This is a genomic window from Microbacterium sp. SCPM-O-B-15248 (M128) (assembly GCF_058214835.1).
Window position 1 is genome coordinate 344870 of sequence record NZ_JBYQLI010000002.1, and the last position, 25434, is coordinate 370303.

Below are 25434 nucleotides of genomic sequence, written 5' to 3' on the forward strand. Positions count from 1 at the left end.
GGGTCATTCTCCGTTCGAGAGGTCGGGGTCGGCGGCACGTCGGGCGTTCTGCCGGTCCAGTGCCGCTCCCTTGATCGTCGCATACGCCCACATCCCGCCGAAAATGAGCGCGACCACCGCGAGGGCGGGAACCAGGATGCCGCCGAGGGCGAGGATCACCTGCAGCGCCCATCCGGCGACGATCGCCCAGCGGTGGCGCAGCAGTCCCGAAACCGCGACCATCGCGACCGCCATCACGGCGCCGCCGACGATGCCCCACCACGGTTCGATCCCCCAGGGCAGAGCCTTGAGACCGTAGACGACGAGGCCCCCGAGGAACACGACGATCGACTCGAAGCCGAGGACGACCGCTCCGAGGGACTCCAGGGCACCGCGGGTGCGGCGCGGGCGGCGCTCGCGCGGACTCATCGCTGCCACCCGGACTTCCAGTCCTCGAGCGCGGAGAGGCGGATCGCTTCACCGGCCAGCACGACGGAGCCGGCGATGACGACGGCGCGACGGTCGGACTCGGCGGCCCACTCGCGCGCCGCGTCCGCTGCCTCTTCGAGCGTGGGGTGCACGGTGACGGGAACGTCGGCGGCCTCGGCGACATCGGCGATCGCGTCGGGGTCGGCGGCGCGGTCGCTGTCCGGCGCCGTGGCGAAGACGCGAGCGACGGCGGGGGTGAGCGTCGAGACGATGCCGGCAGTGTCCTTGCCGGACAGGATGCCGATCACGGCCCCCCACTCGTCGATGTCGAACGCCTCATCGAGCGCGGCCACGAGGGCACGAGCGCCGTGGGGGTTGTGCGCGGCGTCGACGAGCACGGTGGGCGCCGTGCCGAGGAGCTGCAGGCGGCCCGGGGAGGTCGTCGCACCGAGCCCGTCGGTGACGACGTCGGAGGCGAGGGGCTGCGCGCCTCCTCCGATGAGCGATTCGACGGCGGCGATCGCCAGGGCCGCGTTCGCTCCCTGGTGCGCGCCGTACAGCGGCAGGTACAGCTCGGCGTAGGTCCCGGCGATCCCGCGGACCGTGAGCAACTGTCCACCGACCGCGAGGGTCTGGGACTCGAGCGCGAAGGCCTCGCCCTGGAAGGCCACGGAGGCGTTCATCTGCTCGGCGCGCGAGAGGATCGCGCGCTTCGCCGCGTCGGGCTGGGCGGCCGAGACGACGGCCGCGCCCTCTTTGATGATCCCGGCCTTGACGGTGGCGATCTCGGCGATCGTCGTCCCCAGGCGGTCGACGTGGTCGATGTCGATCGGGGTGAAGACCGCGACGTCGCCGTCGGCGGTGTTCGTGGAGTCCCACGCCCCGCCCATGCCGACCTCCAGCACGAGCACGTCGATCGGCGCATCGGCGCACGCGACGAACGCCAGCACTGTCAGGAGCTCGAAGAACGTCAGCGGCGCGTCATCGGCGGCGACGAGCTCGGCATCCACCATCTGCACGAACGGCTGGATCTCGTCCCACGCGTCGGCGATCGCGGCATCCGCGACGGGTTCGCCGTCGATGAGGATGCGCTCGGTGAACCGCTCGAGGTGAGGGCTGGTGAACAGGCCCGTCCGCAGCCCGAGGGCGCGCAGCAGACTCTCGATGATGCGGCTCGTCGAGGTCTTGCCGTTCGTCCCGGTGACGTGGATGACGCGGTACGTGCGTTGCGGGTCGTCGAGCAGCTCAAGGACGCGCCGGGTCCGCTCGATGCGGGGCTGCACCCACTGCTCACCCTGGCGCTCCAGGAGCGCAGCGTAGACGGCGTCGGCCCGACTGCGGTCGCTCACGCGGCACCTCCCGCCGTGCGCGCGACTGCGACGGTCACGGCACCGACGTTCGCGTACGTCTTCGCGGCGATCACGGTCTCGAACTCCGGGGCGCGAGTCTCGCCGCGTTCGATGAGCCGTGCGGTGCGGCTCGCGAGCACGACGCCCTCGGCGAGGGTCTCGGATGCCACCCCGGCGACGTCGAAGGCCTGGGCCACGGCCGCGGCGTCCTCGGCGTCGTCGAACGTCAGCGTGAGCGAGATGCGGTCGCTCACATCGAAGCCGGCGGCCTTGCGAGTGTCCTGGATGCCGCGGATCATGTCGCGCGCCAGGCCCTCGGCCTCGAGCTCGGGGGTGGTCGACGTGTCGAGCACGAGGAATCCGTCGGCGGTGACGAGCAGCGCGACGGCCTCGCCCTCGGCGAGGCGCGACGCGTCGGTCTCGAGCGTTCCCTCGCCATCCGCGAGGACGACCTCCCCGTCGGGGGTCTGCACGACGATCCCGCGGTCGGTCTCGGCCCACGCGCCGGACTTCGCCGCCTGGATGACCTGCTGCACACGCTTCCCGAGTCGCGGACCGGCCACGCGGGCGTTGACGACCAGACGCTGGGCGAGCCCGAAGTCGTCGAACGACTGCGGGCTCAACTCCACCAGCGACACCGCCTTGACGTTGAGCTCCTCGCGCACGAGGTCTTCGAACTGCGCGAGGCCCGCGGCATCCGGGGTCACGACCGTCAGACGCGGCAGCGGCAGGCGCACGCGCTTGCCCTCACGCTTGCGCAGGGCGTTGGCGACGCTCGAGACGTCGCGCACGGTGTCCATCGCGGTGCGGATGTCGGCCGCGGCCGGGAACGCCGTGGCATCCGGCCAGTCCTCGAGGTGGACGCTGCGGCCGCCGGTGAGGCCCTGCCATACCCGCTCGGTCACGAGCGGAAGCAGCGGCGCCGCGACGCGCGTGAGGGTCTCGAGCACCGTGTAGAGCGTGTCGAACGCCTCGCGGCTGGTCGGGTCGTCGGTCACGCCGACCCAGAACCGGTCGCGCGACCGGCGGATGTACCAGTTCGTCAGCACCTCGACGAAGTCGCGCAGCCGCTCGGCCGCGGTCGTGGAGTCGAGGCCTTCGAGATCGGCGGCGACGTCGCGCACGAGGTCGCCGGTGAGCGCGAGGATGTAGCGGTCGAGCACATCCGTCGAGTCCGTGCGCCACTGCGCCTCGTAGCCCTCGGTCCCGGAGGCGTTCGCGTACGTCGCGAAGAAGTACCACGCGTTCCACATCGGGAGCAGGAACTCCCGCACGCCGGAGCGAATGCCCTCCTCCGTCACGACGAGGTTGCCGCCGCGCAGCACCGAGCTCGACATGAGGAACCACCGCATGGCATCCGAGCCGTCGCGGTCGAACACTTCGCGCACGTCGGGGTAGTTGCGCAGCGACTTCGACATCTTCTGCCCGTCGTTGCCGAGCACGATGCCGTGGCACGAGACGCCCGTGAACGCGGGGCGGTCGAACAGGGCGGTCGAGAGCACGTGCATGACGTAGAACCAGCCGCGGGTCTGACCGATGTACTCCACGATGAAGTCCGCGGGCGCGTGCTCGTCGAACCACTCGTGGTTCTCGAACGGGTAGTGCACTTGCGCGAACGGCATCGAGCCCGAGTCGAACCACACGTCCAGCACGTCCTCGATGCGACGCATCGTGGAGCGGCCAGTGGGGTCGTCGGGGTTCGGACGCGTCAGGTCGTCGATGTAGGGACGGTGGAGGTCGACCTCGTCGTCCGCGTTGCGCGGCAGACGGCCGAAGTCGGCCTCCATCTCGGCGAGCGAACCGTACACGTCGACGCGCGGGTAGTTCGGGTCGTCGCTCTTCCACACCGGGATCGGCGAGCCCCAGTAGCGGTTGCGGCTGATCGACCAGTCGCGCGCGCCCTCGAGCCATTTGCCGAACTGGCCCTCCTTGACGTTCTCGGGCACCCAGGTGATCTGCTCGTTGTTCTCGAGCAGACGGTCCTTGACGTCGGTGACGCGCACGAACCAGCTCGACACCGCCTTGTAGATCAGGGGGTTCCGGCAGCGCCAGCAGTGCGGGTACGAGTGCTCGTAGGAGGCTTCGCGCAGAAGACGCCCCTGCTGCTTCAGCAGGCGGATGAGGGGCCGGTTGGCCTCCATCCACAGCTCCCCCGCCACGTCGGTGACGGCAGAGAGGAACCGGCCGCCGTCGTCGAGCGAGATGATCGTGGGCAGGCCCGCGGCGTCCGCGAGACGCTTGTCGTCCTCGCCGTAGGCCGGGGCCTGGTGGACGATGCCCGTGCCGTCGCTGACGGTGACGTAGTCGTCGACGAGGATCTTCCAGGCGTTGCCCGTCCCCCACGTCTCGGCGTCGGCGTAGTAGTCGAACAGCCGGTCGTACGAGACGCCCGCGAGCTCCGAACCCAGGATCGTCGTCTGCACGGCCTGGCGGGCGGCATCCGGCGTCTCGTACCCGAGGTCCTTCGCGTAGCCGGGCAGCAGGTCTTCGGCGAGCAGGTAGCGGTGCGCGGTGGCCTCGATCGCTTCGTCGGGCGTGCCGTCGGGCGCGCGGTGCACGTCGGCGGCACCGTGGGGTCCGCCCTCGATCACGGCGTACCGGATGCCGGGACCCACCGCGAGCGCGAGGTTCGTCGGCAGGGTCCACGGCGTCGTCGTCCACGCGAGCGCTCGCACACCGGTGAGGCCGAGCGCCTCGGCCTTGGCACCGACGAGCGGGAACGTGACGGTGACCGAGGGGTCCTGGCGCATCTTGTAGACGTCGTCGTCCATGCGCAGCTCATGGCTGGACAGCGGCGTCTCGTCGCGCCAGCAGTAGGGCAGGACGCGGTAGCCCTCGTACGCCAGACCCTTGTCGTGCAGGGTCTTGAATGCCCAGAGGACGCTCTCCATGTACGTCGTGTCGAGCGTCTTGTAGCCGCGCTCGAAGTCGACCCAGCGTGCCTGGCGCGTGACGTAGTCCTGCCAGTCCCGCGTGTACTCGAGCACCGACTCGCGCGCCTTGCCGTTGAAGACTGCGACGCCCATGCGCTCGATCTCGTCCTTCTCGGTGATCCCGAGCTGCTTCATGGCCTCGAGCTCGGCGGGCAGGCCGTGCGTGTCCCACCCGAAGACGCGATCGACCTTCTTGCCGCGCATCGTCTGGAAGCGCGGGAAGACGTCCTTGGCGTAGCCGGTGAGGAGGTGCCCGTAGTGGGGCAGGCCGTTCGCGAACGGCGGGCCGTCGTAGAACACCCACTCCTCGCCGCCGTCGCGCTGTGCGATCGAGGCCCGGAAGGTGTCGTCGGCGTCCCAGAACGCGAGCGTGTCTCTCTCGATCTCCGGGAACCGGGGGCTGGGAACGACGGATGCCGCGGCATCGGCCGCCGGTCCGAAGGATGAGGGGCGTGGGTAGGTCATGTCTCTCCGCAGGTCGCGATCCACCTGCGAGGACGATCCGTTCGGACCGCGGTACCACCCCGCATTGCGCCCACCGGGGTGTGCGCCTCTCTCACTGCGGCTGTGACGGGCCTGCCCCGCTCGGTTCTACTGCGGGCCGTGGCCCGGTTCTTCCGAGAGCTCCCCGGTGATGGCCGGATCGGTGCTGATTCGCCCAGTCTACGCCGTCGTGCCGGGACCGGAGGGCGCGGATGCCGCGGCGTCGAGCAGCTCTCTCGTGAACGGATGGCGCGGCTCGGCGAAGATGCGCGCGACCGGGCCTGCCTCCACGACCCGGCCGTCCTGCATCACGAGGACGTCGTCGGCGATGCCCCGCACCACGTCGAGGTCGTGGGTGACGAACACCATCGCGAGGTCGCGCTCGTGCTGGAGGTCGAGGAGGCGGTCGAGGATACGCGCGCGCACGGTGGCGTCCAGGGCCGACACGGGCTCGTCGAGCACCAGCAGCTCCGGACCGACCGCGAGGGCTCGGGCGATCGCGACCCGCTGCCGTTGTCCGCCCGACAGTTGCGCCGGTCGCCGGGTGGCGAAGGCCGGCGAGAGCCCGACCTCGCGGAGCAGATCGGTGACGAGAGCACGGCGCTGGGAGCGAGGCGCGCCGGTGACGGCGACGGCTTCGCGGAGCGTCCGCCCGACGCTCCAGCGCGGATCGAGGGCACCCCACGGGTTCTGCTGCACGAGTTGTATCCGGCGTCGGGCAGCGCCCCGCGCGGCGCGCGGCGACCACGCCCGGCCGTCGACGCGCAGAGTGCCGGCGTCGGCCTCGGCGACGCCCACGATCATGCGGGCGAGCGTCGTCTTGCCCGACCCGGACTCCCCCACGACCGCGAGCGTGCGCCCTCGACGCACCTCGAACGAGACGCCGTCGACGGCGACGCGGTCGCCGAACCGCTTGGTCAGGCCCTCGGCGCTCAGCAGCGGAGCGTCGGTCCGCGGCGCGCGACGCAACGGCGCGGCAGAGGCCGCGGCGACGAGGGTGCGCGTGTGCGGGTCGCGTGGAGCGGCCATCACCGCGGCGGTCGGTCCGGTCTCGACGACGGCGCCCTCGTGCAGGATGACGACGCGGTCGGCGATGCGACGGACGGCGGCCAGGTCGTGGGTGATGAGGACGACCGCGACGCCTTCGTCGGCGACGGAACGCAGCAGATCGAGCACGCGCGCCTGCACCGTGGCATCCAGGGCCGTCGTCGGTTCGTCGGCGATGAGCACGGCCGGTCGCGCGGCCACCGCCGAGGCGATGAGGGCGCGCTGGCGGAGACCGCCCGACAACTCGTGCGGATACTGCCGTGCCCGGAGGTCGGGTTCGGGAAGGGCGACCCGCGTGAGCGCGTCGCGGACACGGTCACGCAGGGCCGCTCCGCGGACCGACGGCGCGTGGATGCGGAGAGGTTCGGCCACCTCGGCACCGATGCGCCGCAGCGGGTCGAGGGAGACGAGCGCATCCTGCGACACGAGGGCGACCCGGCGTCCACGGAGTGTGCGCCACTGCCGCTCGCCGAAGCCGCGCACGTCGACGCCGTCGATCTCCATCGTCTCGGCGGCGGCGGTCAACCCGCGGGGCAGCAGACCGAGGAGCGACCGGGCGGTGAGCGACTTGCCGGTGCCGGACTCACCGACGAGCGCGACGGACTCCCCCGCCGCGACATCGAGGTCCAGGCCCCGCACGATCTCGCCGTCCGCTCCCGCGATGCGCAGGCCGCGAACCCGGATGCCGCTCATGCCCCACGCTCCTCGGACCGTGCCCGGAGGATCCGACCGACGATGCTGACCGCGACCACGGTGGCCGTGATGGCCAGTCCCGGGAAGACCGCGACCCACGGTGCCTGGACGAGGAGGTTGCGGCCCGACGAGAGCATGAGCCCCCACTCGGGCGTCGGCTCGGTCGGCCCGAGTCCGAGGAAGCTCAGTCCGGCGGCCGCGAGGATGCTGGTGCCGATGCCGATCGTCGCCAACACGCTCGCGGATGCCAGGACCCCGGGGAGCACATGCGTCACGTGCACCACGGGCCGGGGCACGCCGACGATCCGGGCGGCCTCGGCGTACTCGGTCGACGAGAGCGCGCGCGTGCGGGTTCGGGCGAGCCGGACGTACACGGGCAGCGCCGCGAGGGTGACGGCGACCGCGACGTTCGTCGCTCCGGGCCCGAGGACGGCGACCACCAAAAGGGCGAGCAAGAACTCGGGGAACGCCAGCAGGACGTCGATCACCCGCATCGCCGCGGCATCCACGGGGCGCGGCGCGACCGCGGCGAGCGAACCGATCGCGACCCCCACGACGAGGGCGAGTCCGGTGGCGAGCAGCCCGATGCCGATCGAGCGCCCGGCGCCGAACACGACGCGCGAGTACACGTCGCGTCCGCTCTGGTCGGTGCCGAACCAGTGCTGCGCGCTCGGAGCCTGCAGCGCTTGACGGACGTCGGTGAGGAGCGGGTCGTGCGTCGCGAGCAGGCCTGGCGCGAGCGCCGCGAAGCCGAGGGCGAGCAGTACCACGGCGGCGGCGATCAGCGCGACCCGTCGCGCGGTGCCGCCCGGGGCGGAGCGACGCCGGACGAGCGTCGAGCGGATCTCGGTGCTCACGCGGGCACCTCCGTCCTGGGGCCGAGCGCGGGGGTCGCGCGTGCGAGCCGCGGGTCCAGCAGCGGCACGACGAGGTCGGCGATCGTGTTGACGACGACGAAGACGAGGGCGCTCAACAGGATGACGCCCGTGACGACCGGCAGATCCCGGTCGGTGATCGCGGTCAGGGTGACCCGGCCGATGCCGGGACGGGCGAAGACGGTCTCCACGAGCACCGCCCCGCCGAGAAGAGACCCGACGAGGTAGGCGGCGAGCGTGGCCCCGCCGACGGAGGCGTGGCGCAGCGTGTGGTGGGTACTCTCCCGCAGCGGGGAGGCTCCGCGGGCGCGGACGGTCAGCAGGAACGGCTCTCGTTCGGCGGTCTCGACGCCGTCGCGGAGGACTTGCGACAGCAGCGCCGCGACGGGAAGCGCGAGAGTGATCGCCGGAAGCACGACGGCGGCGGGATCGCGCGCCCCCGACACCGGGAACCACCCCAGCTGGAACGAGAACACCGACAGCAGCAGCAGGCCCGTCCAAAACACGGGGGACGACAGCACGACGAGTTCGACACCGCCGGCCACCGCTCGCGCGGTCCGGCCGCGCACGAGCAGCACCGACGCCAGCGCCAGCACGATCGCGATGACGAGTGCCAGACCCGTGAGCTGCAGGGTCGATCCGAGCTGGCGCCCGATCACCTCGGTCACCGGCAGGCGCAACTGGTACGACTCCCCGAGATCGCCGCGCGCAAGCCGTGCGAGGAACGCCGCATACTGCTCGAGCACCGGCCGGTCGAAGCCGAGCTCCGCGCGGATGCCGTCCTTCACCGCTTCGCTCACTTGCGCCTGGGGTCCGAGCAACACGTCGACCGCGTCTCCCGGGATGATCCGGAACGCCAGGAACGCCAGCGTCGCGGCGCCCCACAGCACGAGAACGACGGATGCCGCGATCCCGCCGATCCGCATCAGCGCGGCGCGCGCACGATCGCGGGAACGCGGCATCCGTCTCTCCGGGTCAGCCGAGGTTCGCCGTGGCGAACAGCGGCCGGCCGTACAGGTCGAAGCTGAGGCCGGTGACGTCGGGACGCACGGCGGTGATCAGGGCCGGGCTGTACAGCGGCACGATCGCGACGTGCTGGGCGTTCCACTGCTGCACCTGGGCGTAGATGTCGGCGCGAGCCGCGGGGTCGGTCGTGGCCGCGCCCTGCTCGAGCAGCGCGTCGAGGGCCGGGTCGCTCACTTGCGAGGCGTTCTGGAAGCCGTCGGTGGCGAGGTGGCTGCGCAGCAGATCGGCGTCCACGCCCGAGAAGCCCCAATCGGTGAGATCGAAGGTCTTCGGGCCGTACTGCTCGTTGTACGCGCCGGGCTCGAGCACTTCGCGCTGCAGGTCGAAGCCCACCGCGCGCAGGTCGGACTGCAGGGCGTTCGCGAGGGCGGCGCGGTCGTCGGGCACGGGGGTCCAGGCGATCCAGCGGGCGGTGAGGCGCTGACCGTCCTTGGTGCGGATGCCGTCGGCATCCCGTCCCGTCCAGCCCGCCTCGTCGAGGAGCGCGTTCGCGGCCGCCGGGTCGAAGGGCCACGAGCCCTCGAGGCTCGCGTCGTAGCCGGGGGTCGTCGCGCCGAGGATGCTCCACGCGCGGGGGTACTGGCCGAAGAAGATCTCCTGCACGGCGGTATCGACGTCGATCGCGCGCGAGAACGCCTGACGCACCTTCTGATCGGCGAAGACGCCGTACTTCTCGTTGAGGTAGAGCGAGTAGGGCAGTCCGGGGTACTCGATCGCGTTCACGGTGTCGTCGGCGGGAACCTGCGACACGAGGTTCGGCGGCAGGTTCGTCACGACGTCGGCTTCGCCGCTGGAAAGGACGCCCAGGCGCACGGAGGCCTCGGGGAGGATCTCGACGCGGAGAGTCTTCACCCGCGGGGCACCGCCGCCGTCGGGTCCCCACGAGTAGTCCTCGTTGGCGGTGTACACGATCTCCTGATCGGGCGTGTACGAGCTGAGCACGTACGGACCGGTGCCGACGGTGACGTCCGGGCCTCCGGCCTTGAGCTGATCGGCGGAGGTCTCGAGCACCTTCGGCGAGTAGAAGCCGAGCAGGGCGGTGCTCGCGGCCTGGAGGAACGGCGCGTAGGGCTGCGAGAAACGCACGCGGACGGTGTTCTCGTCGACGACATCGGTGCCGGCGTACAGGTCGCCGCCGAGCATCGCCGCGGCCTGCGCCGACGCGGTCTCGGGGGCGACGATGCGGTCGAAGTTGGCCTTCACCGCGGCGGCGTCGAACGGCGAGCCGTCGTGGAAGGTCACGCCCTCGCGCAGACGGAAGGTGTACGTCGCCCCGCCGTCCTCGACGTCCCACGACTCGGCGAGCCACGGCGAGAACGACCCGTCGGCCTCTTGGAAGACGAGCGAGTCGAGCACGGCGCGCTGCACCATGGCCGACACGTCGAGCTGACTGGTCTGCGGGTCCATGTGACCGGCCGAGAGGTTGGCGCCCTCGATCGCCCACACCAGCTCGCTGTCGCTGGAGGGACCGGCATCCGTTCCCGAGCAGGCCGAGAGGGTCAGGGCGGACACGGCCGCGACGGCGGTCACGGAGAGGAGACGGCGCAGGAGCACGGACGGCATGGAACGACCTCGAAATCGCGTAGGGGTAAGCCCTCAGTTTACCGAGTTCCTGGACGCGGTCTCGAAATCGGCGGAGTCCCGCGCCCGGCCGCCCATCGCGCGAGCACCCGGGCCGGACTCGGTATCCTGGAGGCGACCACAGTCAGGCACGCACACACGGTGCCGCACATATCGCTCGAGGAGTACCCATGTCGCTGATTCCGGACAAGCCCGCCCTGGAGGGCCTCGAGCAGAAGTGGGATGCCGCGTGGACCGAGCGCGGCACGTATGTCTTCGACCGGGCCCGCGCGGTCGAGGTGGGCCGCGAGGGCATCTATTCCATCGACACCCCGCCGCCCACGGCATCCGGAAGCCTGCACATCGGGCACGTCTTCAGCTACACCCACACCGACGTGAAGGTGCGCTTCGAGCGCATGCGCGGCAAGACGGTGTTCTATCCCATGGGCTGGGACGACAACGGCCTCCCCACCGAGCGCCGCGTGCAGAACTACTACGGCGTGCGCTGCGACCCCTCGCTCCCCTACGACGCCGACTTCACTCCGCCGTTCGCGGGCGGCGACAACAAGAGCAGCAAGGCCGCCGACCAGGTGCCCATCAGCCGCCGCAACTTCATCGAGCTGTGCGAGCAGCTCACCGTCGAGGACGAAAAGGCGTTCGAGGCGCTGTGGCGCGACCTCGGGCTCAGCGTCGACTGGAACCAGACGTACCGCACGATCTCCGACGACGCGATGCGCACGAGCCAGCTGGCGTTCCTCCGCAACATCGAGCGCGGCGAGGCGTACCAGGCCCTCGCCCCGACGCTGTGGGACGTCGACTTCCGCTCCGCGATCGCGCAGGCCGAGCTCGAGGACCGCGACCACCCGGCGGCGTACCACCGCCTCGGATTCCACAAGACCGACGGCTCGGGCGACGTGTTCATCGAGACGACCCGCCCTGAACTGCTCGCCGCGTGCGTGGCGCTCGTCGCCAACCCCGACGACGAGCGCTACCAGCCGCTGTTCGGCACGACGGTGCGCACGCCCCTGTTCGACGTCGAGGTGCCGGTGCTCCCCCACCCGCTCGCGCAGCAGGACAAGGGCTCGGGCATCGCGATGATCTGCACGTTCGGCGACGTCACCGACATCATCTGGTGGCGCGAACTCGACCTCCCCAACCGCACGATCATCGGCAAAGACGGCCGCATCGTCGCCGACGCTCCCGACGTCATCGTGACGGATGCCGCGAAGGCGGCGTACGCGGAACTGGCGGGCAAGACGGTCTTCAGCGCCAAGAAGCGCATCGTCGAGCTGCTGCAGGAGTCCGGCGAGATGGAGGGCGCCCCGAAGCCCTTCACGCACCCGGTGAAGTTCTTCGAGAAGGGCGACCGCCCGCTCGAGATCGTGTCGACGCGCCAGTGGTACATCCGCAACGGCGCGCGCGACGCGGAGCTGCGCGAACGCCTCGTGGCCCTCGGCCGCGAGATGTCGTGGCATCCGGACTTCATGCGCGTGCGCTACGAGAACTGGACCAACGGCCTCACCGGTGACTGGCTCGTCTCGCGCCAGCGCTTCTTCGGCGTGCCGATCCCGGTCTGGTACGCCCTCGACGAGAACGGGGAGCGCGATTACGCGCGCGTGATCACCCCCGAGGCGGCCGCGCTGCCCGTCGACCCGACGACCGACGTGCCCCCGGGCTACACCGAGGACCAGCGCGGCGTTCCGGGCGGCTTCGACGCCGAGCGCGACATCCTCGACACGTGGGCGACGTCGTCGCTCACCCCGCAGCTGGCCGGTGGCTGGCAGCGCGACGACGAGCTCTGGAACCTCGTGGCACCGTTCGACCTGCGCCCGCAGGGGCAGGACATCATCCGCACGTGGCTGTTCTCGACGATGCTGCGCAGCGCCCTCGAAGACGGTCGGGTGCCGTGGACGGATGCCGCCATCTCGGGCTTCATCGTCGACCCTGACCGCAAGAAGATGTCGAAGTCCAAGGGCAACGTCGTCACGCCCGCCGACATTCTGCAGCAGCACGGTTCCGACGCCGTGCGCTACTGGGCGGCCTCGAGCCGTCTCGGAACCGACGCCGCGTTCGACCCGCAGAACCCGACGCAGATCAAGATCGGCCGGCGCCTGGCGATCAAGCTGCTGAACGCGGCGAAGTTCGTGCTGTCGTTCCCGGTGCCCGAGGGCGCCGAGGTCACGCACGCGCTCGACGCGTCGATGCTCGCGACCCTGGATGCCGTCATGCACGACGCCACGGCGGCTTTCGAGGCGTACGACCACGCGCGCGCGCTGGAGATCACCGAGTCGTTCTTCTGGACGTTCTGCGACGACTACCTCGAGCTCGTCAAGGAGCGGGCGTACGACCGCACCGACGCCGGTCAGGCGTCTGCGGCCCTCGCCCTGCGGACCGCCCTGTCGGCCCTCGTCCGCCTGTTCGCCCCCGTGCTGTCGTTCGCGGCCGAAGAGACCTGGTCGTGGTTCGAAGAGGGCTCGGTGCACACCGCCGCGTGGCCCACGCCGCTCGGCATCGAGGGCGACCCGGCCGTGCTCACCGCGGTCAGCGAAGCACTCATCGGCATCCGTCGCGCCAAGACCGAGGCCAAGGCCTCGCAGAAGACGCCGGTGACCTCGCTGACGATCGCGAGCCCGCACGCGGCGCTCCTGCGCCTCGCCGAGGGCGACCTGCGCGCCGTGGGACGCATCGAGACGATCGCGTTCGCCGACGCCGAGGCCACCACCGTCACCGACATCGTGTTCGCACCCCAGGAGGACTGATGCAGCTCGGAACCCGTTGGACCGCTCGCGAGCAGCCGCCGGCCGCCGTGCCGGCCGTGTTGCACGCCCAGATCGCCGCCGTCGAAGCGGCGCTGAACCCCGCCGGGCTGAGCGCGCCGGCTCCGCGGTGGACGTTGACGTTCCTCGAGGGGCGCCCCGTCGCTGAGCTCGATACGGGCGTGATCGTGTCGCAGGACGCCTCGGGCGAGGTCGTCGTGCGGTACGACACGGACGACGAGTTCGCCTGATTCGACGACAGAGGGCCGGGATGCCGTATCCCGGCCCTCTGTCATTCGGTCAGCGCACTCTGAGGTAGGACTCGGCCTCGAACACCGGCCGACGAGTCTTCGTCAGCAGGACGGCGCGCTGAGCGGTGGCGTCGGCGCGAACCACGCGTGCCTGCATGCGGGCGTGGGCGTGCTCGGCCAGGGCCCGCGACAGAGCGAGGAGCAGTTTCTCGACGGTCGTGGTGGCCACGAGCGGCGCGGTGAGCGCGGTCATGAGGAGCCTCCTTCGGCGGGCAGGGGGAAGACGTCGGCGCGCATCGTGACGACGCGCAGCCCGTCTCCGGTCTGATGGCGATAGCGCTGGACGGTCTCGTCGACGACCGCCTGCAGCCGGGCGCTGAGTTCGGTCATCTGCTCCGCGGTGAGCCGCGCGCTGGCGGTGGAGATGAGGCTGCCCTCGCGCCACGGCTCGGGTTCCTCCCACCCGTGGATGGCGAAGTGCAGCAGTCGTTGCTGGCGGATGTTGAGGGTCTCGCTGTGCACGGCCTCTTGAATCGCACGACCCGCGGCGGTGTGCGAGAGCTCGGGGTTCGACAGCGTCACCATCCCGACGGGGCGCTCCCACCAGCGTTCGCGCGCGGTCCCGCGCCCCTCGACCTCGCGGATGAGGTCCTCCCGGGCGAGGGCGCGCAGGTGGTAGCTCGTCGCCCCGGTGGATTCGCCGGTGAGCGACGCCAGTCCACTCGCCGTCTGCGGTCCGTACTGGCTCAGCAGGTCGAACAGCTGCGCCCGCAGCGGGTGGGCCAGGGCGCGGAGGGCGCCCGCGTCGAGAACGCGGTCGCGGGGCTCGGCGGGGCTGGTCACGAATGCAAAGATACCTTTGCATCGAAAGTTATGCAAACACTTCTTTGCATGCCGGAGTGACTACGCTGGAACGATGACGGATGCCGTGACCAATCCCCTCCTCGCTCCGACGCCGCTCCCCTACGATCTGCCGCCCTACGGCAGCATCCGCCCGGAGCACTACCTCCCCGCGTTCCACGAGGCCTTCGCCGCGCAGCGCGCAGAAGTCGATGCGATCACCGCCCAGATCGAGCCCCCGACGTTCGAGAACACCCTCGTCGCGCTCGAGCGCAGCGGAGAGATGCTCGACCGCGTCGCTCGCACGTTCTACACCGTCGCCTCGGCCGACGGCACGCCCGAGATCCAGGCCATCGAGGAAGAGCTCGCACCGCTCATGTCCGCCCACGGCGACGCGATCCAGCTCGACACCGCGCTGTTCGCGCGCGTCACCGCCGTGCACGAGTCCCTGGACGCCCTCGACCTGGATGCCGAGAGCCGGTATCTCGTCGAACGTCGCCACCGCGAGATGTCGCTGGCGGGCGCGGGACTCGATGACGCGCAGAAGCAGCGCCTCACCGACCTCAACCAGCGCCTGTCGACGCTCACCACGACGTTCGAGAAGAACCTGCTCGCCGACACCAACGACCTCGCCGTCGTGTTCGACGACGCCGCCGAACTCGACGGACTGAGCGAGGGCGAGCTGTCGGCCGCCGCGCAGGCCGCAACCGAGCGCGGGCTCGACGGTCGCTACGTCGTCACGCTCACGCTGTACACCGGGCACCCGTATCTCGCTTCGCTCACGAACCGCGACTCCCGTCGTCGGCTGCTGGAGGCCTCGCGGGCGCGCGGGACCCGCGGGAACGCGAACGACAACCGTGCGACGCTCCGCGAGATCGTGCGGCTGCGCGCCGAGCGCGCCGCCCTGCTCGGTTACCCCTCGCACGCGGCCGCGGTGCTCGCCGACCAGACCGCCGGGTCTCCGGATGCCGCGCGCGATCTGCTCCGCCGCCTCGCCGGTCCCGCGGCCGCCAACGCGCGCGCCGAGCAGCAGGCCCTCCAGCGGATCGCCGACACCGATGGCGTGGCGATCGAAGCGCACGACTGGGCGTTCTACACCGAGAAGGTGCGGGCCGAGCAATACGACCTCGATCGTGCGGCGCTGCGGCCCTGGTTCGAAGCGGAGCGAGTGCTGCGCGACGGCGTGTTCTCGGCCGCCGAGCAGCTGTACGGCATCCGGATCGCCGAGCGCCACGACCTCCAGGGCTACCACCCCGACGTGCGGGTGTTCGAGGTGCACAACGCCGACGGCAGCGAACTCGGCCTGTTCCTGCTCGACCTGTACACGCGCGACTCCAAGCGCGGCGGCGCGTGGATGAACTCGATCGTGACGCAGTCACGACTGCGCGGCACAGCCCCGGTCGTGGTCAACAACCTCAACGTGAACAAGCCCGCACCGGGCACGCCGACGCTCTTGACCCTCGACGAGGTCACGACGCTGTTCCACGAGTTCGGTCACGCACTGCACGGACTGTTCGCGACGGTCACCTACCCGCACTTCGCCGGCACCGCGGTGCACCGCGACTTCGTGGAGTTCCCGAGCCAGGTGAACGAGATGTGGATCTTCTGGCCCGAGATCCTCGCCCACTACGCGCGACACCACGAGACCGGCGAGCCGCTGCCGGCCGACGTCGTCGAGCGGCTGCACGCGTCGGAGGCGTTCAACCAGGGCTTCGCCACGAGCGAGTACCTTGCGGCATCCTGGATCGATCAGGCCTGGCACGGTCTGTCGGTCGGTGAGGCGGCGGGCGAGATCGACGTCGCGGCGTTCGAGGCGGCGGCCCTCGCCGACATCGGTCTCGACAACCCCGCGGTGCCCACGCGCTACGCCTCGACGTACTTCGCGCACGTGTTCTCGGGCGGGTACAGCGCCGGGTACTACTCCTACATCTGGAGCGAGGTGCTCGACGCCGACACGGTGGAGTGGTTCCGCGAGAACGGCGGCCTCACGCGCGAGAACGGCGACCGGTTCCGCCAGCGTCTCCTCGGCGTCGGCGGCTCCGGCGACCCGCTCGCGGCCTACCGTGACTTCCGCGGTCGGGATGCCGAGATCCAGCCGCTGCTCGAGCGTCGCGGCCTCACCGGCTGAAACGACGACGGTCCCGATCGCGAGGTGCGATCGGGACCGTCGGAGATCGCGAAGGTCAGGCGCTCTTGCGCTTCTGAGCGAGCACGATCGTCGCGGGCGCACCGTCTTCGACGGCCGCGCGGGTGATGACCACCTTGGCGATGTCGTCGGCCGACGGCACGTCGAACATGACCGGACCCAGCACGTCCTCGAGGATCGCCCGAAGACCACGCGCGCCGGTCTTGCGGCCCACCGCGAGGTCGGCGATCGCGCGCAACGCGTCCTCCTCGAACTCCAGCTGCACGCCGTCGAGCTCGAACATGCGCTGGTACTGCTTGACCAGGGCGTTGCGCGGGGCCGTGAGAATCTCCATGAGCGCGTCTTGGTCGAGCGGCGACACGGATGCCACGACGGGCAGACGACCGATGAACTCGGGGATCAGACCGAACTTGTGGAGGTCTTCGGGCAGGACCTCGCTGAACAGGTCGGGCGCATCTTCTTTGCGGTGCAGCGGAGCGCCGAAACCGACGCCATGCTTGCCCACGCGGGACGAGATGATCTCTTCGAGTCCCGCGAAGGCGCCGGCCACGATGAACAGGACGTTCGTCGTGTCGATCTGGATGAACTCCTGATGCGGGTGCTTGCGACCACCCTGAGGAGGCACCGAGGCGACCGTGCCCTCGAGGATCTTGAGGAGGGCCTGCTGCACGCCCTCGCCCGACACGTCGCGCGTGATCGACGGGTTCTCGGCCTTGCGGGCGATCTTGTCGACCTCGTCGATGTAGATGATGCCGGTCTCGGCGCGCTTCACGTCGAAATCGGCGGCCTGCAGGAGCTTGAGCAGGATGTTCTCGACATCCTCACCGACGTAGCCGGCCTCGGTGAGGGCCGTGGCATCCGCGACCGCGAACGGCACGTTGAGGCGCTTCGCGAGGGTCTGGGCCAAGTACGTCTTGCCGCACCCCGTGGGTCCGAGCAGAAGGATGTTGCTCTTGGCGATGTCGATCTCTTCGGCGCGCTGCTCGGCGGGCTGAAGAGTGCCGTGCGAGCGCACGCGCTTGTAGTGGTTGTAGACGGCGACAGCCAGGGCCCGCTTCGCGGACTCCTGTCCGACGACGTACTCCTCGAGGAAGCCGAAGATCTCTCGCGGCTTCGGCAGGTCGAAGTCGGCGACCTCGCCGGAGGACGACTCGGCCATGCGCTCTTCGATGATCTCGTTGCACAGCTCTACGCATTCGTCGCAGATGTACACGCCGGGACCCGCGATCAGCTGCTGCACCTGCTTCTGGCTCTTGCCGCAGAAGGAGCATTTGAACAGGTCGGCGCTCTCTCCGATGCGTGCCATGCCCGTCCTCCTCGTCACCCGGCCCACTCGCCCGAGTGCCTCCGAGCCTAACCGCTGCCCACGACAATCGAGGGCATTTGCGCGAGTGCCGTTCGTCTGATCGCCACGGGCGGACACGGATGCCGCGCCCTCCGGGCACCGCATCCACTCTCCTTCGGCCTTGGCGACTCACCCTCAGAAGACCCGGACGCGACGATGCCCCGCCGATGAGATTTCGGCGGGGCATCGATGAGGGGCGCTCAGGCGGTCAGGGCCGCCGGGACGCGCTTGCGCGTCGTCAGGACCTGGTCGACGATGCCGTACTCCATCGCCTCCTGAGCGGAGAGGATCTTGTCGCGGTCGATGTCCTTGTTGACCTTCGCGACGTCCTGGCCGGTGTGACGGGCCATGGTCTCTTCGAGCCACGTGCGCATGCGCATGATCTCGGCAGCCTGGATCTCGATGTCCGACGCCTGACCGTGACCGGACTCGCCGACGGCGGGCTGGTGGATCAGGATGCGGGCGTTGGGCAGAGCCAGACGCTTGCCGGGGGCGCCGGCCGCCAGCAGCACCGACGCAGCGGACGCGGCCTGGCCCAGCACGACGGTCTGGATCTGCGGCGAGACGTACTGCATCGTGTCGTAGATCGCCGTCATGGCAGTGAAGGAGCCGCCGGGCGAGTTGATGTACATGATGATGTCGCGGTCGGGGTCCTGCGACTCGAGCACGAGCAGCTGGGCCATGACGTCGTCGGCCGACGCGTCGTCGACCTGGACGCCCAGGAAGATCACGCGGTCCTCGAAGAGCTTGTTGTACGGGTCCTGGCGCTTGTAGCCGTAGGCTGTCCGCTCCTCGAACTGGGGCAGGATGTAGCGGCTGCTCGGCATGTGCGCGGCGCCGCCGCCGAAGGTGGGAGTGTGCATTGCGGTGTCCTTTCCTCTCGCCCTCGGCCTCAGGCCGCGGTCCCGCCGCCGCCGGCGACGTCGGTGGCGTGCTCACGCATGTGGTCGACGAAGCCGTACTCGAGGGCCTCGGCCGCGCTGAACCAGCGGTCGCGGTCGCCGTCGGCGTTGATCTGCTCGACGCTCTTGCCCGTCTGGGCGGCGGTGATCTCGGCGAGACGCTTCTTCATGTCGAGAATGAGCTGCGCCTGCGTCTGGATGTCGCTCGCGGTTCCGCCGAAGCCGCCGTGCGGCTGGTGCAGCAGCACGCGGGCGTTGGGCGTGATGTAGCGCTTGCCCTTGGTGCCGCTGGTCAGCAGGAGCTGGCCCATCGACGCGGCCATGCCGATGCCGACCGTGACGATGTCGTTCGGCACGAACTGCATGGTGTCGTAGATCGCCATGCCGGCCGTGATCGAGCCGCCGGGCGAGTTGATGTAGAGGTAGATGTCCTTCTGCGAGTCCTCGGCTGCCAGCAGCAGGATCTTGGCGCAGATCTCGTTGGCGTTCTCGTCACGCACCTCCGAACCGAGCCAGATGATGCGGTCCTTGAGCAGCCTGTCGAAGACGCTCGTTGCCATAAGGGGTTCGGGCATGTGTGCTCCTCTTCCGGTGATCTGCAACGAATCTACCGGCGCGGTTCGGGGCCGGTCGCCGTGTTCGCCGCGGGCGGATCAGGCGTGTCCGTCCGCGATCTCGCGGGCGTATCCGGTCACGGAACGGGTATAGCGCGGCAGGTGCGGAGCGAGGGCCTGAAGCGAGATGGATGCCGCTCGCTCGGCCTCGCCGGCCGACACGAGCGCGAGGGCGTAGAACGCCGCAGCCGCGTCGTGCAGCGGTCCGCGCGGCTCCCGCTCGTACTCCGCCCGCAACATCTCTCGCGCCTCGTCGATCTTGCCGAGGTTGCGGATGGTGCTGGCCAGCTGAATCGTCGCTCGAGTACGGCGCTCGTCGTCGAGCCCGATCTCCAGGGCTCGGCGGTACAGGACCTCGGCCTCCGCCTCGCGGCCCGCCGAGTCACGCGCGCCTGCCCGCTCGAACAGGGCGACGGGGTCGTCGACGGAGCGCTCGGCGGCGAGGACGTCGATGCGGTCGATCACCTCGTCCTCGGTCAGGGCGCTGTCCGCCCAGACGGCATCCACGCGGTCCTGCCAGTCGCTCATGTCGAGCCCTTCGTCTCCGGGAAAAGAGCAGGGGGCGGATGCCGTGGCATCCACCCCCTGTCGAGAATGACGATCGAGTCTTACTCGCTGTCGGCGGCCTTCTCGGCGGCCTTCTTCTTGGCGGGAGCGCGCTTCTTGGCGGGGGCCTTCTTGGGGGCCTCCTCCTCGGCGGCGGCTTCTCCGGCCTCGATGACGGCGTCCGCGTCGGCGGCGGCGTCGGCGATCTCCTGAGCCTCTTCGACGACCTCGTCCTCGGCAGCCTCTTCACCCTCGACGGCGATGAAGCCGGCCAGGTCGACGGGCTTGCCGTTGGAGTCGACGACGGTGACCTTGCCGAGGGCGATCGCGAGCGCCTTGTTCCGAGCGACCTCGCCGACCATCGCGGGCAGCTGGTTGCCCTGCTGCAGCGCGTTGACGAAGTCCTGCGGAGCCATGCCGTACTGCGCGGCCGACTGGATCAGGTACTGCGTGAGCTCGTCCTGCGACACCTGCACGTTGGCATCCTCGGCGATCTTGTCGAGGATCATCTGGGTGCGGAACTGCTTCTCGCTCGCCTCGGTGACCTCGGCGCGGTGCACGTCGTCCTCGAGGCGGTTCTCGCCCTCGAGGTGGTTGTGGACCTCGTCCTCGATGAGCTGCGGCGGCACGGGGATCTCGACGGCCTCGATGAGCGCCTCGACGAACTTGTCGCGCGCGGCGGCACCCTGCGTGAAGACCGACTGCTCCGAGACTCGCTCGGCGAGCGACGCCCGCAGCTCGGCGAGGGTGTCGAACTCCGACGCCATCTGGGCGAAGTCGTCGTCGGCCTCGGGGAGCTCGCGCTCCTTGACGGCGGTGATGGTGACCGCGACCTCGGCCTCTTCGCCGGCGTGGTCGCCACCGACGAGCTTCGAGCGGAACGTGGTCTGCTCGTCGGCGGTGAGCGAGTCGACGGCCTCATCGATACCCTCGAGCAGCTCGCCGGAGCCGACCTCGTACGACACGCCTTCGGCGCGGTCGATCTCGGCGCCGTCGATCGTGGCGACGAGATCGAGCTCGACGAAATCGCCCGTCGCGGCCGGACGGTCGACGGTCACGAGCGTGCCGAAGCGGGCGCGCAGGCGGTCGAGCTCGGCATCCACCGCGGCGTCATCGGCCTCGACGGCGTCGACGGTCACGGTGATCGTGTCGTAGGCGGGCAGGTCGAACTCGGGACGCACGTCGACCTCGACGTCGATCACGAGGTCTCCGGAGTAGTCCTTGAGCTCGGGCAGCTCGACGATCTCGGCGCTGGGACGGCCGATCACGCGCAGCTCCTGGTCCTCGACGGCCTGGCGGTAGAACCCGTCGAGACCCTCGTTGACGGCGTGCTCGATGACGGCGCCGCGACCGATGCGCTGGTCGATGATCGGCGCGGGCACCTTGCCCTTGCGGAAGCCGGGGATCTGCACGTCCTGCGCGATGTGCTCGTAGGCGTGGCTGATGCTCGGCTTGAGCTCGTCGGGCGAGACCGTGATGTGGAGCTTGACCCGGGTCGGGCTGAGCTTCTCGACGGTGCTGTTGACCATGCGGTGTGTTCTCCTCGTGTGGCCCGCGCGCACGCGGGGGCCGGCTAGGCCTGTGGTCTGTGGGGCCGTTGCGTCGGGGCGACAGGATTTGAACCTGCGGCCTCCCGCTCCCAAAGCGGGCGCTCTACCAAGCTGAGCTACGCCCCGGGGCGACGCGTAGGACGCGTTCGACGAAACGACCCCTGAAAGTCTAGTCGATCGAGGTGCGGGGGCTGGTGTGAGCGGAATCCGCGGCTCGCGGCCGATGTTGTCAGCGGCTCGAGAACAGGCGATGCATCAGAAACAGGCGGATTTCCGGAGGATCGCCCTGTTGTCGCGACACAGCCTGTTCTCGACACGGCGACGCGCGCTCCGTGGTGTGTTCAGGCCAGGCCCACGCGTGAAGTAGAGTGGATGCCGCTGCGGTTCGCCGCCGCGGGGATGTAGCTCAATGGTAGAGCCTCAGTCTTCCAAACTGATGGTGCGGGTTCGATTCCCGTCATCCCCTCCAAAACGTTGTTACTGAAACCCTCACCAAAAATGTGAAGCGATTCGCCTGGTGCGGCGTCAGGGTTGAGCCCGCTCTTACGAGCGGGCTTTGCTGTGTCGCTGGACGTTCCGTGAGTAGCGATACGAAGCAGGGTCTGGAACGTTCGTTCATCTCGACTTCGACTCGCACACCGTCGCGTGCGTCTTCGTCCCGGAAGACGAGGACCTTCTTGAAGAAGGCTTGGTTGAGTTGTCGGCGGACGTGTTCGGGTGCGGCGAGGTAGCCGAGCCCGGCGATCTGGAGCAGGCTGAGGGCGTTGGCGAGGAGATATTCAGCGTCGGTATCGCTGATCTCGTCGCGGTGGAGCTTGTTGGCGATCTGGTCGAGAGCGCTGCTGATCCGGTCCTGTTCGGTGCGCAGTAGATCAAGAGGAATGGCGTCGGCATAGTGGGCTTCGAGGAGCTTGGCTCTCGTGCGTTCGAGCTTCTCTTTCTCGCGAATCAGGACCGCTGTCTCCTCTTCCCGGACGCGTCGCTGCGCTTGGAGATCTGCGTGGAACAGGCGCTCGACGCTGGAACGGTCGTTATCCGACAGCCGCACCGCTCGCTGGTAGTACTGCTCGATCTTCTTCTCGACATCGGTAATGAGGACCGATCGTTGCTCGCACGTCGAGCGTTGGTTGTGTCGGGCAGCGCAGACGAAGTACGGGTATCGCTCCCCCGTCTTGGACTTCGAGATCTGCACGAGCAGTCGCTCCTCGCACAGCCCGCAGTAGACGGTTGAGCGAAGGTAGTGCGGGTGCTTTCGAGTGCGTTCGCCGTTGACGTGGGACGCGAGGATGTCCTGCACCTTGCGCCACCTCGCGGCATCAGTGAGGGGTTCATGTCTGCCCGGATAGACCGCGCCACGGAACGTCACGATCCCGGTGAAGTAGGGGTTCGTGAGCAGCTTGTGCAGCAACCCCTCGGTGATCCGTTTGGACGGAAGGCTCGGTCCCGGCTGAGTTGTCAGCCCGAGTGCACGCAAGTGCTCCGTGAGGGACGCCACCGTCCACTCCCCCGTTGCATAGAGCCGGAACGCCTCGCGCATCAGCGGCCCCCGTTCGGGATCGACGATGACGGTACGGATCTCGGCACCGTTGTCATCGAGCTGTCCGATGTTGCGGTAGCCGAGGGGTGCTTTGCCTGCGGTGCCGCCGCGTTTGGCTTTCTGGTTCATGCCCTTAATGACCTCGGTGGCGAGGTTGCGGGAGTAGAACTCGGCGATGGAGGCCATGATGCCATGCAGCAGCATGCCGGACGGTGATTGGTCGATGCTTTCGGTGGTGGATACGAGGGTGACGCCTGCGGCACGGAGCTTGCGGCCAATCTCGACGTCGTCTTCTCGATTGCGTGCGAGGCGGTCGACTTTGTGGACGATGACGTCGATGCCGCCGTCTTCGACGTACTCGAGCATCTCCTTCAGGTAGGGGCGGTCGGCGGATTTCGCGGATGCTCCCCGGTCGACGAACTCCTTCACGATCAGCGCGCCGAGCGCCTGAGCCTCCTTCTTGTTCGCCTCCCGCTGCGCCGGAATCGAAAACCCTTCGGCGTCGTCCGCGCCACGCGAGGCTTGCCCCTTAGTCGACACGCGCAGGTAGGACACCGCGCGTTTGGGTGCGAGGGACGCTGCGAACAGGTCCAATGGGTTGGCGACTGGGGCGGGGTTAGATGTGTCGAATGGCGCGTTCATCTGGGATTCTCCGTCTAGTGTGCTGTCACCATTGACGCTCACTTCGCGAATTGAGTCCAGTGGTGTTGACGATTCCGCATCACTCGTCGGTGGGCGAACGGGGGTCGGCTGGTCGGGGCTGTCGGTGTTCATAGGGTTCCTCCTTTCTTGGGCGTGGGGGTTGTTGGGTGGGCTGGTGGAGGCCCTTCATTGGGCCTCCACCAGTGACGGTGTTACCTCGATCGCATCCGGTCGTATGCGGGCATGAGGATGATCTGCGTATCGGCGAGATGCCGCATCAGCAGGTCGAAGTCCTCAGGCCGCCACGTCAGGTACTCCTCGCGGGCCACGAAGAGGTATGGGAGGTGGGTTTCGCTTGCGAAGGACACGCACTGCCGGAACGCCGGCCGGAACCCTCTCGCATGGTCGCCGTACTCGATGAACTCCGCGACGATGACTGTCTACTCAATTCGTGCGGCCTTGGCGATGATCTGTCGTTGCTGGTCCAGCGGGTAGGTGCCGACACGGCGGGGTGCTCGGCCATTGTCGGGGGTGCGGGCTCTCAGGTAGGCGACGCCTGCCCGGTAGGTCTCCCCGAGGTAGTGGTCCTCATAGATTGACGTGATGTGCATGGTGTTCGCCTCCTTCCGTGGTGATCGCCGGGACCGTCGTCGTCACGGACGTTCCCGGTCGGGTCTGCTGCGCCGGTAGGTGACATCTGAGTTGGGTTGCCCGGGAGGGTGCCCTGGAAGGATGTCATTGTGCCCAAGCCTTATCCGAGCGAGTTCCGTGACGACGTCGTGCGCGTCGCCAGGAGCCGCGAGCCCGGGGTGACCATCGAGCAGATCGCGACCGACTTCGGTGTTCACCCGATGACTCTCACGAAGTGGATGCGGCGCGCCGCGGTCGAGGAGGGCGCGAAGCCCGGTGTGACGCGGTCCGAGGGTGCGGAGTTGCGGGAAGCGCGGAAGCGGATCCGGCTGCTCGAGCAAGAGGTCGAGGTATTGCGGCGGGCGGCGGCGTATCTGTCGCAGGCGAACCTGCCGGGAAAAGGCTTTACCCGCTCGTGACCGAGCTCGCCGCTGACGGTGTTCCCGTTGCGGTGACGTGCCGGGTGCTCAAGCTCTCCCGCCAGCCCTACTACCGGTGGCTGGCGAACCCCATCACCGATGCCGAGCTCATCGCGGCATATCGCGCGAACGCACTATTCGACGCGCACCGCGACGACCCGGAGTTCGGCTACCGGTTCCGCCTCGACGAGGCTCGCGACGCGGGCGAAGTCATGGCGGAGCGGACGGCATGGCGGATCTGCCGTGACAACGGCTGGTGGTCCGCTTTCGGGAAACGCCGCCGCGGGAAGGGTCGACGCCCCGGCCCGCCGGTCCACGACGATCTCGTGCGCCGGGAGTTCACCGCGGACGCCCCGAACCGGCTCTGGCTCAGCGACATCACGGAACACAAGACCGCGGAAGGAAAGCTCTACCTCTGCGCGATCAAGGACGTGTTCAGCAACCGAATCGTGGGGTACTCGATCAGCGACCGAATGAGGGCTCGTCTGGCCGTTGACGCCGTGAACAGCGCCGTCGCACGGCGCGGGAACGTCGCCGGCTGCGTGGTCCACACGGACAGAGGATCCCAGTTTCGCGCCCGCAAGATGATCCGCGCCCTGCACCACCACGGGATGGCCGGATCAATGGGACGAGTCGGCGCGGCGGGCGATAACGCGGCAATGGAATCGTTCTTCAGCCTGCTGCAGAAGAACGTCCTCAACCGGCGGTCCTGGGACACCCGCGACCAGCTCCGCATCGCCATCGTCACCTGGATCGAACGCACCTACCACCGGCGCCGTCGACAGAAGCGGCTCCATGGTTTGACCCCCATCTAGTACGAAGCAATCATGAACACCGACGTTGCCCTCGCGGCGTGACTACAACCCGTCACCTATCCGCGCG

20 protein-coding genes and 2 tRNA genes are annotated in these 25434 nt (G+C 69.2%); 5 read left to right on the plus strand and 17 right to left on the minus strand.

Features of this window, described 5'->3' with window-relative positions:
* Window positions 1-3 precede the first annotated feature (3 nt).
* The 7 genes from AC3E6M_RS04325 to AC3E6M_RS04355 form a co-directional block, all read right to left on the minus strand.
* Complete coding sequence (locus AC3E6M_RS04325) at window positions 4-408, minus strand: DUF4233 domain-containing protein (RefSeq protein WP_490529145.1); 405 nt, start codon at window positions 406-408, stop codon at window positions 4-6.
* Window positions 405-1757 (minus strand): bifunctional folylpolyglutamate synthase/dihydrofolate synthase, encoded by a 1353-nt coding sequence (locus AC3E6M_RS04330; protein WP_138172335.1) that lies wholly within the window; start codon window positions 1755-1757, stop codon window positions 405-407. Before AC3E6M_RS04330 ends, AC3E6M_RS04325 begins: the two co-directional genes overlap by 4 nt.
* Window positions 1754-5155 carry an isoleucine--tRNA ligase gene (gene ileS / locus AC3E6M_RS04335; protein WP_138172336.1) on the minus strand — a complete coding sequence of 1134 codons (3402 nt, stop codon included), beginning with the start codon at window positions 5153-5155 and terminating at the stop codon, window positions 1754-1756. Before ileS ends, AC3E6M_RS04330 begins: the two co-directional genes overlap by 4 nt.
* A 198-nt stretch (window positions 5156-5353) precedes the next feature.
* Window positions 5354-6913, minus strand: coding sequence for a dipeptide ABC transporter ATP-binding protein (locus tag AC3E6M_RS04340; protein ID WP_490529147.1), 1560 nt, complete (start codon window positions 6911-6913; stop codon window positions 5354-5356).
* A complete protein-coding gene (locus AC3E6M_RS04345; RefSeq protein WP_252370857.1) occupies window positions 6910-7770 on the minus strand; it encodes an ABC transporter permease in 861 nt (286 codons plus the stop codon). Before AC3E6M_RS04345 ends, AC3E6M_RS04340 begins: the two co-directional genes overlap by 4 nt.
* Entirely contained in the window at window positions 7767-8750 is a 984-nt protein-coding gene (locus AC3E6M_RS04350; protein ID WP_138172338.1) for an ABC transporter permease, read from the minus strand. The genes AC3E6M_RS04345 and AC3E6M_RS04350 overlap by 4 nt, the downstream gene beginning before the upstream one ends.
* Before the next feature lie 13 nt (window positions 8751-8763).
* A complete protein-coding gene (locus AC3E6M_RS04355) occupies window positions 8764-10377 on the minus strand; it encodes an ABC transporter substrate-binding protein (RefSeq protein ID WP_490529148.1) in 1614 nt (537 codons plus the stop codon).
* A gap of 188 nt (window positions 10378-10565) precedes the next feature.
* Between AC3E6M_RS04355 and valS the strand changes: the two genes are divergently transcribed.
* Entirely contained in the window at window positions 10566-13133 is a 2568-nt protein-coding gene (valS, locus tag AC3E6M_RS04360; protein WP_490529149.1) for a valine--tRNA ligase, read from the plus strand.
* Window positions 13133-13381: a hypothetical protein gene (locus AC3E6M_RS04365; protein ID WP_490529150.1), complete on the plus strand. Its 249-nt coding sequence runs from the start codon at window positions 13133-13135 to the stop codon at window positions 13379-13381. Before valS ends, AC3E6M_RS04365 begins: the two co-directional genes overlap by 1 nt.
* Window positions 13382-13430: 49 nt before the next feature.
* On the opposite strand, the gene AC3E6M_RS04370 is transcribed toward AC3E6M_RS04365, so the two are convergent.
* Complete coding sequence (locus AC3E6M_RS04370) at window positions 13431-13634, minus strand: hypothetical protein (protein WP_490529151.1); 204 nt, start codon at window positions 13632-13634, stop codon at window positions 13431-13433.
* Window positions 13631-14224: an ArsR/SmtB family transcription factor gene (locus AC3E6M_RS04375; protein ID WP_490529152.1), complete on the minus strand. Its 594-nt coding sequence runs from the start codon at window positions 14222-14224 to the stop codon at window positions 13631-13633. The genes AC3E6M_RS04370 and AC3E6M_RS04375 overlap by 4 nt, the downstream gene beginning before the upstream one ends.
* 73 nt (window positions 14225-14297) lie before the next feature.
* Here AC3E6M_RS04375 and AC3E6M_RS04380 point away from each other — a divergent pair, with 73 nt between their 5' ends.
* On the plus strand, window positions 14298-16349 hold the full coding sequence (locus tag AC3E6M_RS04380; RefSeq protein ID WP_490529153.1) for a M3 family metallopeptidase: 2052 nt from the start codon (window positions 14298-14300) through the stop codon (window positions 16347-16349).
* Between the two features lie 55 nt (window positions 16350-16404).
* Here AC3E6M_RS04380 and clpX read toward each other — a convergent pair whose 3' ends face one another.
* From clpX to AC3E6M_RS04410, 6 genes are all read right to left on the minus strand, one after another.
* Window positions 16405-17673, minus strand: a complete 1269-nt coding sequence (gene clpX / locus AC3E6M_RS04385; protein ID WP_138172344.1) for an ATP-dependent Clp protease ATP-binding subunit ClpX — start codon at window positions 17671-17673, stop codon at window positions 16405-16407.
* A gap of 239 nt (window positions 17674-17912) precedes the next feature.
* Complete coding sequence (locus AC3E6M_RS04390) at window positions 17913-18575, minus strand: ATP-dependent Clp protease proteolytic subunit (protein WP_138172345.1); 663 nt, start codon at window positions 18573-18575, stop codon at window positions 17913-17915.
* A gap of 29 nt (window positions 18576-18604) precedes the next feature.
* A complete protein-coding gene (locus tag AC3E6M_RS04395) occupies window positions 18605-19189 on the minus strand; it encodes an ATP-dependent Clp protease proteolytic subunit (RefSeq protein WP_171024127.1) in 585 nt (194 codons plus the stop codon).
* Window positions 19190-19267: 78 nt separating this feature from the next.
* Entirely contained in the window at window positions 19268-19756 is a 489-nt protein-coding gene (locus AC3E6M_RS04400) for a tetratricopeptide repeat protein (RefSeq protein WP_138172346.1), read from the minus strand.
* Window positions 19757-19836: 80 nt separating this feature from the next.
* Complete coding sequence (tig, locus tag AC3E6M_RS04405; protein WP_138172347.1) at window positions 19837-21303, minus strand: trigger factor; 1467 nt, start codon at window positions 21301-21303, stop codon at window positions 19837-19839.
* A 73-nt stretch (window positions 21304-21376) separates the two neighbouring features.
* Window positions 21377-21450: transfer RNA gene (locus AC3E6M_RS04410), tRNA-Pro, on the minus strand.
* 269 nt (window positions 21451-21719) lie between these two features.
* Between AC3E6M_RS04410 and AC3E6M_RS04415 the strand changes: the two genes are divergently transcribed.
* Window positions 21720-21793: transfer RNA gene (locus AC3E6M_RS04415), tRNA-Gly, on the plus strand.
* Here the strand turns inward: AC3E6M_RS04415 and AC3E6M_RS04420 are convergent.
* Together AC3E6M_RS04420 and AC3E6M_RS04425 are read right to left on the minus strand one after the other, a co-directional pair.
* Entirely contained in the window at window positions 21782-23635 is a 1854-nt protein-coding gene (locus tag AC3E6M_RS04420) for a recombinase family protein (protein WP_490529154.1), read from the minus strand. The genes AC3E6M_RS04415 and AC3E6M_RS04420 overlap by 12 nt on opposite strands.
* Window positions 23636-23715: 80 nt before the next feature.
* A complete protein-coding gene (locus AC3E6M_RS04425; protein ID WP_490529155.1) occupies window positions 23716-23871 on the minus strand; it encodes a hypothetical protein in 156 nt (51 codons plus the stop codon).
* A gap of 372 nt (window positions 23872-24243) precedes the next feature.
* Between AC3E6M_RS04425 and AC3E6M_RS04430 the strand changes: the two genes are divergently transcribed.
* Window positions 24244-25367 (plus strand): IS3 family transposase gene (locus tag AC3E6M_RS04430; protein WP_490529156.1). Its coding sequence is split into 2 segments (ribosomal slippage): window positions 24244-24528 and window positions 24531-25367, totalling 1122 coding nucleotides; the frame shifts between segments, so codons are not numbered across the junction.
* Window positions 25368-25434: the final 67 nt, after the last annotated feature.